Below are 8,045 nucleotides of genomic sequence, written 5' to 3'. Positions count from 1 at the left end.
TTGTGAAAATCAGCAGGTTAGAAAAATGAGGAAAGTTTATAATTGCGTATATCTTAGTGTTGCCTGCAAGCTATCTCAAATTACAACCATGCCAACCGGAATATGTAGATTATGTGAGAACCAAGGAGAACTCACTTATGAACATGTGCCCCCGAGATCTGCCTTCAATAAGCTAACCAAATTTAGAATCACTCCCTATTTGGACTACCTAAAAGCACCAAATCCATTTGAATATCAAGTAAAGGGAAAGCTGCACCAAGGAGGCATTGGCTTCTATTCACTCTGTAGAAGTTGCAATAGCTTTTTAGGGTCCAAGTATGTAACTACATATACGAAGTACAGCAATTCATTCATTGACTTAGCGAAGCGAGTTGAAAACAACCACTTTGTGATCATAATGGAAAACTTTCAGCCGGTAAAAGTACTCAAGCAGATTGCGGCTATGTTTCTATCGGTAAATGAAGATTCATTTTCGCGTAGTAACAAAGACTTAAGAGAATTCGTATTCAACACTGAATCTAAAGAGCTACCCCCGAGATTCCGATTTTTCAACTACTTGAACTCGGAGGGAAATTTCAGGCATCTACCAGTGCAAGTAAAAGGTAGCTTCAACTCAGGATTAACTATAGTAGCATCGGAAATCGCGTTCCCTCCCTTAGGACATATCATGACTATTAACTTCGATGGAAGCTTGCCATATCATCAAGAAATAACCCATTTCAAAAACTTCGATCTTGAGCAATATGCGTCTCTTGAGCTCAGTATATTTAGGTTACCAACTTACCTTCCATTTCTTTTAGATTATCGACATAGGGACACAATCGTCGACAACTTGAAAGGTGCTTAATATTGTAGGTCCGCCAGCAGGCAACATCAGCTTGCTGCAATAGCGGCTTGACGAATAAGGGCTGATCACCTGGAATTCTATTGAACTAAGTACTAAATTTAAGCTGATGGAACACAGAATGCCGCCACTGCGGCAAGCTGTCGGACGTTGTGCGCAACGAACCCGAGCGTTGTTCGCTCCTAACACCTTGGTAAAACTCTTTTACACGTTTTCCGGTACGTCACTTTTTGTACAGAATAGCGTACATTTACAAGGACAAACTTGTACTATGCAGGCAATTACTATAACACAACTCCGCTCCAACATAAAGAAGTATTTCGATGACGTTACCAATTCGCAGGACGTCATTGTTGTACCTAGGACCACGGAAGATGATGCAGTTGTCATCATGTCCATCAAAGAATATAACGCACTACACGAAACAGCACATCTGCTCTCCTCTGCCAAGAACAGAGCGCGACTAACGGAAGCTATCGCTCAGGCGGAACAGGGGAAAACCACCACTTACAAATTGGATGAACCTGCCAAAAAGAAGGCTACCAAATGAATTTTGAGTTTACCGTTAACATCTGGGAGGACTTTGAATACTGGATCGACAACGATCCGGATATTTCAGAAAAGATCAGGGCACTGTTGAAAGATCTCAGCCGCAACCCTTTCCAGGGACTTGGTAAGCCCGAGCCATTGAAGTTTGACCTGAAAAACTACTGGTCCAGACGCATCAGCGGGGAACACCGCCTGGTGTATAAAATTGAAGGCAGCAAGGGCAAGGATCAGAAGTGCATCATTCTACAGTGTAGATTTCACTACGACTGAAGCACACAATCGAGTAGACGGCCCTGCGTATAAGTGACAGGGAGCGCCTCTCACACCACCGTACGTACGGGTCGCGTATAAGGCCGTTCGTTAGGTATAAATACTACCGCACTTTACACCAGTTGCATCCTGTTTTCTTAAAGTAAGGCTGGCAAGTTATAGTTGAACGTCCTTACTGAAACAGAAACAGCGTAACGTTCGGTCCTTCGCCACCTTGTGAGACCTCCATTCTTTCCAACGGCTTGTGGCCGGCGGCTATTATGCCCGCTGCATCTACCTGCAAAAAACTAGTCATTCAGGACTTCGTATCGATGTGCTTACTCATCCGTTTTTTGCAGGCCTTCTATGCAGTTCCTGTTCGTCGGTACAGGCATTCTCAATCCCGCTTACTTCAGTGCAGAAATCGCATCTTACCACCTTGCGGTTTGCTAATACTTCGGGCTTGAACCTGCACGTAAGCGACTTTAACGCTCTGGCGTTTCGTTTCCAAAAACTATATTCACCATTCAGGGCACACATATGGGCTCGCTGTTATTGCGGGGCTGAATTACACGGGCTAAGCGATTGTGCAATTTTCAGGGGTTCTTATCTTTATTCAAATGACAGGGCAGTGGAGCCCCGTACTTCGGGTAGCCCAGGTCCATTGGCTGCAATCCTTCCACCTGGACAAGCATTCCTCCTGAATTTGTAACTTCTACAAATTTCAAATTAACGGATGACACCTTTGGATCAATACAGCCGCATTATCAATGATTTATGTGAAAAACATAAAGTCAAGCGTCTGTATGCCTTTGGCTCAGTTCTTACCGACAAGTTCTCGGAGACGAGTGACATTGATTTTATGGTCGACTTTGACTCTATTGACCTTCAGCAATACGCAGACAACTACTTCAGTCTGAAGTTCGCCCTCGAAGAAACCCTCCACAGGCGGGTAGACCTCCTTGAAGAAAGAGCTCTGAAAAACCCCTTCTTCAAAAAAGCTGTGGAAGGGCAGCGCCGGCTAATCTATGGAAGTTGAAATTAAGGCTTGGGCTTACGACATTCTTTCCGCAATTCACGAAATCGAGATATTCCTTGAAGATGTACCAGGTTTTGAAGTTTACAAAGGTGACCTTAAGACCAGGCGGGCTATAGAAAGGAACTTGGAGATTGTGGGTGAAGCTATGAACCGAATTCTCAAAAGATACCCAGCAATAGGCTTCAAAAATGCAAGAAAGATCGTTGAAACCCGCAACCGAATCATTCACGGTTAGGATCCTGCTTCTGACGAAATTATTTGGAGCATTATCACAACCAGCCTTCCGACACTCAAAGATGAAATGGAGCAATTCCTCGGGGAGTAGCAATGCAGCCTACAGGCGCTGGGCAAAAAAGCGGCTGATGTGCTAAACTGAGTGGTAAATCATTGTTCAACACTAGTGCAAGAGCAAAGCTGGCGGAACACAGACATCCGCTTCTTCGCCAGGTGCCGAACCGTTGGTCGCAATGAGGAAAATCGTCAGGCCGGGATATTGAGCTAAATTCAGCCTATGAAGATTCCAATACAGTACATCAGTGACATAAATGGCAATCCTCAGGCAGTTCAACTTCCCCTTTCGGAGTGAACCAAAGTTCTTAACAAGCTCAATAAGTATGAGCAAGCATCACAATTGCGTTCTGAAATCAAGGAGGTACTGGATCAAGTTGCAGCCATGCGGAAGCATAAGGCAAGAAGCAGCACTTAAATGACTTTCTTAATGCGCTAAAGTGTCATTCCTGATGAAAAACAAAAATGGAAGCTAAAAGGCTGATCATGAAATACCCCTCACTCAAGCAAGAACTTTAAGACCTTGCAGCAATTCTTCAAGTTGCCCCCGAAACCGCCACTCCTTTAAACACTGGTATTCTCAAAATCTAAATTGCCATCAAGAGCAAGGGCAAAGGGAAAGGCGGAGGAGCCAAGGGGATTACCTATGTAGTAACACCGGAGAAGGAAATCTACTTGCTGACTATCTACCACAAATCGAACTGGATATCCTGGATGACAGAACGATCAGGCAAATCATCAAGAGTTCGCGCGACTAAGACTGAAGCACCGCCCACCGTGCATTGCCGTAAGCGGGGCTGCCAAACAGGGGTCCTCCATCGCGGCGTTGTTAACTTGAGTACTTTAGTGGAGCTGACATAACGCTCTTGCCCCAACTTCGGCAATGCGTTATGCCTTAGCCGTTACGTTGCCATTAACGCCAGGCCACAAAAAATAAAATACCCACAAGTGTTATACAGGAAGTTTACCCCGTTCCCGGATTTATCAACGGAAAGGTTGACGCTCAGACAGCTTTCGGAAGCGGATCAGCACGAGGTGTTGGTGCTACGGTCAGACAACCAAGTCAATAAATATCTTGAACGTGCGCCAGCCCAATCTTTGGAGGAAGCCGTCAGCTTTATACATATGATCAATGCCAATACCGGCAACGGAGATGCCATCTATTGGGGCATTACCATTACCGGCAGCAATAAAATCATAGGCGCCATTTGCTTATTCAACTTTTCCGATAAAGACAATAAATGTGAAATTGGGTATGAACTAGGTTCCCCTTACCAGGGCAAAAAAATAATGATGGAAGCAGCTCAAATTGTAATTGCATATGGTCTTCGTGTAATTGGGCTTAAAAGAATGGACGCATGTACGCACAAGGCTAATGAAGCCTCTGTCAGACTGCTGGAAAAACTCAAATTCCAAAAGTCAGCTGGCTGCGCCACTACCAATGAAGACTTTCACCTGTTTAGCCTGGTGGCATAAGAGCTCCCTAAGGCAGGATAATAGTAAAAAGCAAGGCCTTAGCTGTTAACATAGGTGCGACAATTTGCAGCTTCGAAGATTACCATCAAGCTTTTGTTCCATATTGCGCTTTTGAATAACTTACCAACCAACGGAATGTTATTGCCGGCTCATCGGCAAGTCCTAAACTTTTGTGCGATCTTCCCTGGCATTTAAACAACCATACATGACATCTTTTGGCAGAAGGCATTTCTTGAAAAAAGGTTCGACGGTGTTGCTGCCCGCGCTTCTGCCTGCAGGCACCCTCCTGGCATCTGGTGGCGGCAGGGAGCAGCAGGAAAAAGCCAATACAAAACCAATCAAATTTTTTGGAGATGGCGAAATGTTTGAGCCAGGAGATTATATCAACGAGCTGGCACAAGCGTACGACCGCACAAAGTTTGAAAAAGACAGGTATGGTGCGGGTGGCGTGGTAGCAGCACTGGAAAAAAGATTTGCTGCCCTAACTGGAAAGGAGCAGGCCATATTTATGCCAAGCGGCACCCTGGCCAATCAACTGGCCATCTCGGTTTTGAGTGGCGGAAACACAAAAGTGTTTGTACAGGAAACCAGTCACATGTACCGCGACGAGGCCGATGCCGCACAGGCTGTATTCAGTAAAAGACTGATGCCCCTTGCAGCCAACGAAACCTTTTTTACTGCCCAACAATTGCAGGACAGCATCGCATCATTAGCAAAGGACGAGGTATTCCAAACGGGCATCGGCGCTGTATCTATCGAAAACCCGGTAAGAAGAATGGATGGCAGGTCTGTGCCAATAGCGGAAATCCAAAAGATAGCTGCTTACTGCCGAAGCAATAACATCAAACTTCACCTGGATGGCGCCAGGCTATTTATGGCTGCTGCCTGGACGGGTGTGTCTGTAAAGGAGTATGCTTCTTACTTTGATACCGTTTATATTTCCCTCTACAAATATTTAGGAGCAAGCGGCGGCGCCATACTTTGCGGAAGCAAAGAAGTAATAGAGCAGATGGGGCATCTGGTTAAAGTTCATGGCGGTTCCATGTACGGAAACTGGACCAATGCTGCAATGGCACTCCATAGGCTGGAAGGGTTTGAATCGCGCCTGCAAAATGCCATCAAAGCGTCAACTGAAATTTTTAGCGCCCTCAACAAACATGCAGGCATTCAAATAAGCCCATTGCAGAACGGTACAAACATTTATTCCATGGCCTTATCAAAAGCAATAGATGGAAAAAAAATGCACGCACAACTCAATAAGGAGTTCAACATCAAGATGCCCCAGCCAAATGAAAACAACCAATCCTTGCTGACCGTTAATGAAACCATTCTGCATCAAAACCCAGCTTATATAATCGATGCTTTTAAGAAAAGCATGGGCTGATAAGAGGGCTGTTGTTCGCACACCATGCAACCTGTTGCCCTGGCGAGGTAAAGCAAAACCCAATTACATGAAGCAAAATAGCTACCAGGAACTGACCAATGAAGCACTGATCAAAAAGCGGGATTTACTGAAAGCTGTTTCAATTGGTTTTGGCATTGTATTCTTCTTGGCGCTAGCGGTACTAACCTACCTGTTTACAACAAAAGACCCAGAAAAAGCTTCCGTTGCAACGCTTATTCCCGTTTTCATGTTACCGATAACATTTGTTCCCCTGCTCATCAACCTTGGTTTACTGAGTAAAGAAATCAAGGCAAGAAACCTTTAATACCTGGTGCATTACACTGCATGCTTTAGCAGGCACTCCTACCTGTTTTCCTGGAAGCTTCCGGAGCTTGCATTACACAACAGTGCCGGATGTTGTGCTGGCTCCTTGCGGTACGGTTGCAGGGTTGTGTATGGCTTCTGATTGAAGGCTGAGGTGTTCAGCTTTCGGTGTAGTGCACCGGGAAAATGCCGTTGGTGCAACCCGTTGCTGGAACTACAATGTATTCCAGCCTATCTTCCTTTTGCCAGGCATATGGTCCTGCAGTTGTTTATACAGCACAATAGCAACAAAAGCGGGTGGCCCATATCAAAATGATGCAGCCATACCTCCTGTAGGTAATAAGCATGAAGCGCATGTATTTACTTTAGAACCATCAGCCACTTCCACCCTGGTTGCTAAAACCGTAACAAACAATCCGCTCCTCCTGACAAGCAACTGCCCATACAGACAAGACAATCGTTCATTCTTTAACCTTTCAATTGTTACCATTATGAAAGAGCATACAAGAAGACTTGCCCTGAAACAAATGTTGTTGTTTACAGTGGGTAGTAGCTTTTTGACCAACGGGTGCAATCCGGCAGCGACAAAGAAAACAACTGTTTCCCGTGCCAGGCCACTGGGTGCGGTGCACATACCCGCCGGTACCATTTCCAGGGCAGTGGATGGCATAGCGGCAGGATTTCCCAAGATCAGGAGCGAACATACCAACGGTCAGTTTTGCTGCCAGGAAATTTCCTTGAAACCCAAGTATGCAGGACCACCACCCCACCTGCACAAAGACCTGGACGAAATCATGTATGTGCTGGAAGGTTCAGTACAGGTAATGGTAGGCGATACCGTTACTGAAGTAAGTGCCGGTGATTATCATTTGCGGCCACATGGTATTGTGCATACTTTCTGGAATTCCGGAACAGTACCAGCCCGCTTTATCGACATGTATCCCAACCAGGACTTCCTGAGCTTTTTTGAATCGTTGATGCGCATCGAAAATGACTTAAAAGAAAAAGGGTTGACCTTACTATCGCCGGAGGGACAGGATTTGAACAATGCCCTGCTTAAGAAGTTCGGTTGTGAAATATTTATAGATCAGTACCCACCTTTGCTGGCGAAGTACGGGCTGAAGACTTCATAGCATTGTGTCTTGATGAATGGGTTCTATAAAATAACGCAGACAGGATTTGCAGGTTCGGTCAAAACAGCAAAACAGGTATAAGCAGAGATCAGTTGTGCTTATGCGTAACAGAAATACCAAGACCAAAGCGCTTGGAACCCGGCCCTTACGGAGGACGAAACTTTGCAGGCCCAATACTTTGAAAGGACCAGTCAATAAAAGAAAACCATGCTGTAAAATTTTCTAACTTAAAGGAAAGTAAGCTACCTAGCTTTTGTAAAACACAGCATCACCTGAAAACCTGCCAGCCATGAAATACCTCTTTGTTTGCATCTCCATCCTCGCAAGATGCAGCTCGGTATGTGCGCAAAACAATGTTTCGCATGAGCAATTGCAGGCAACGATCACCCGCCTGGACATGGCCCATGCCCGGGCCATTTTCAAAGGAGATGTACCTGCCCTTGATTCCCTGATGGATGATGACGTTACGGTAAACCATCCTACCAACAGGATTGTAAAGGAAAAACAAGCATTGCTTGCACTTATCAACCAAGGTGTGATCCGGTATTCAGCTTTTGAGCGGTCGCCCGAAACTTTCCTTTTTTACAAAGACATGGTCGTAGTGATGGGAAGCGAAGTGGTGGTACCTGCCAGTGGTGCACCTGATGCAGGCAAAACAATCAACAGGCGGTACACCAATATCTGGATGTTGCAAGCAGGCAGGTGGCGCCTGGCGGTACGGCATGCCAATAATGTTTGCAGCGAACTGTAGCGGATCAA

At 45.5% G+C, this 8,045-nt stretch carries 10 protein-coding genes; all 10 read left to right on the top strand.

From position 1 onward, the window contains the following. A partial coding sequence (locus BUE76_RS24750; protein WP_216820645.1) for a hypothetical protein occupies window positions 1–847 on the top strand: 847 nt, incomplete at its 5' end. Between the two features lie 268 nt (window positions 848–1,115). Continuing rightward, on the top strand, window positions 1,116–1,394 hold the full coding sequence (locus BUE76_RS24745; RefSeq protein WP_073042420.1) for a type II toxin-antitoxin system Phd/YefM family antitoxin: 279 nt from the start codon (window positions 1,116–1,118) through the stop codon (window positions 1,392–1,394). Further along, entirely contained in the window at window positions 1,391–1,663 is a 273-nt protein-coding gene (locus BUE76_RS09130; protein ID WP_073042422.1) for a Txe/YoeB family addiction module toxin, read from the top strand. Before BUE76_RS24745 ends, BUE76_RS09130 begins: the two co-directional genes overlap by 4 nt. Before the next feature lie 715 nt (window positions 1,664–2,378). Continuing rightward, window positions 2,379–2,681 carry a nucleotidyltransferase family protein gene (locus BUE76_RS09125; protein WP_073042455.1) on the top strand — a complete coding sequence of 101 codons (303 nt, stop codon included), beginning with the start codon at window positions 2,379–2,381 and terminating at the stop codon, window positions 2,679–2,681. Then, window positions 2,671–2,916 (top strand): HepT-like ribonuclease domain-containing protein, encoded by a 246-nt coding sequence (locus BUE76_RS09120; protein ID WP_216820644.1) that lies wholly within the window; start codon window positions 2,671–2,673, stop codon window positions 2,914–2,916. Before BUE76_RS09125 ends, BUE76_RS09120 begins: the two co-directional genes overlap by 11 nt. A 1,049-nt stretch (window positions 2,917–3,965) precedes the next feature. Further along, window positions 3,966–4,445 carry a GNAT family N-acetyltransferase gene (locus BUE76_RS09110; protein ID WP_158069944.1) on the top strand — a complete coding sequence of 160 codons (480 nt, stop codon included), beginning with the start codon at window positions 3,966–3,968 and terminating at the stop codon, window positions 4,443–4,445. A gap of 205 nt (window positions 4,446–4,650) precedes the next feature. Then, complete coding sequence (locus BUE76_RS09105) at window positions 4,651–5,829, top strand: threonine aldolase family protein (RefSeq protein ID WP_073042460.1); 1,179 nt, start codon at window positions 4,651–4,653, stop codon at window positions 5,827–5,829. Window positions 5,830–5,896: 67 nt separating this feature from the next. Beyond that, window positions 5,897–6,154 (top strand): hypothetical protein, encoded by a 258-nt coding sequence (locus BUE76_RS09100; protein ID WP_073042462.1) that lies wholly within the window; start codon window positions 5,897–5,899, stop codon window positions 6,152–6,154. 490 nt (window positions 6,155–6,644) lie between these two features. After that, window positions 6,645–7,286: a cupin domain-containing protein gene (locus BUE76_RS09095; protein WP_083596476.1), complete on the top strand. Its 642-nt coding sequence runs from the start codon at window positions 6,645–6,647 to the stop codon at window positions 7,284–7,286. Between the two features lie 289 nt (window positions 7,287–7,575). Next, window positions 7,576–8,037, top strand: a complete 462-nt coding sequence (locus tag BUE76_RS09090; protein WP_073042466.1) for a nuclear transport factor 2 family protein — start codon at window positions 7,576–7,578, stop codon at window positions 8,035–8,037. The last annotated feature ends 8 nt before the right edge of the window (window positions 8,038–8,045 follow it).

The sequence above is a fragment of the Cnuella takakiae genome, assembly GCF_001953305.1.
In the GTDB taxonomy this organism is placed as follows: domain Bacteria; phylum Bacteroidota; class Bacteroidia; order Chitinophagales; family Chitinophagaceae; genus Flavisolibacter; species Flavisolibacter takakiae.
The sequence above is the reverse complement of the archived record's forward strand: the minus strand, read 5'-3'. Positions and strand labels throughout refer to the sequence as shown.

Excerpts from the sequence above, each read along its gene's own strand:
- BUE76_RS24745 (WP_073042420.1), top strand. The coding sequence starts at position 1,116 with ATGCAGGCAATTACTATAACACAACTCCGCTCCAACATAAAGAAGTAT.
- BUE76_RS09130 (WP_073042422.1), top strand. The coding sequence starts at position 1,391 with ATGAATTTTGAGTTTACCGTTAACATCTGGGAGGACTTTGAATACTGG.
- BUE76_RS09125 (WP_073042455.1), top strand. The coding sequence starts at position 2,379 with ATGACACCTTTGGATCAATACAGCCGCATTATCAATGATTTATGTGAA.
- BUE76_RS09120 (WP_216820644.1), top strand. The coding sequence starts at position 2,671 with ATGGAAGTTGAAATTAAGGCTTGGGCTTACGACATTCTTTCCGCAATT.
- BUE76_RS09105 (WP_073042460.1), top strand. The coding sequence starts at position 4,651 with ATGACATCTTTTGGCAGAAGGCATTTCTTGAAAAAAGGTTCGACGGTG.
- BUE76_RS09100 (WP_073042462.1), top strand. The coding sequence starts at position 5,897 with ATGAAGCAAAATAGCTACCAGGAACTGACCAATGAAGCACTGATCAAA.
- BUE76_RS09095 (WP_083596476.1), top strand. The coding sequence starts at position 6,645 with ATGAAAGAGCATACAAGAAGACTTGCCCTGAAACAAATGTTGTTGTTT.
- BUE76_RS09090 (WP_073042466.1), top strand. The coding sequence starts at position 7,576 with ATGAAATACCTCTTTGTTTGCATCTCCATCCTCGCAAGATGCAGCTCG.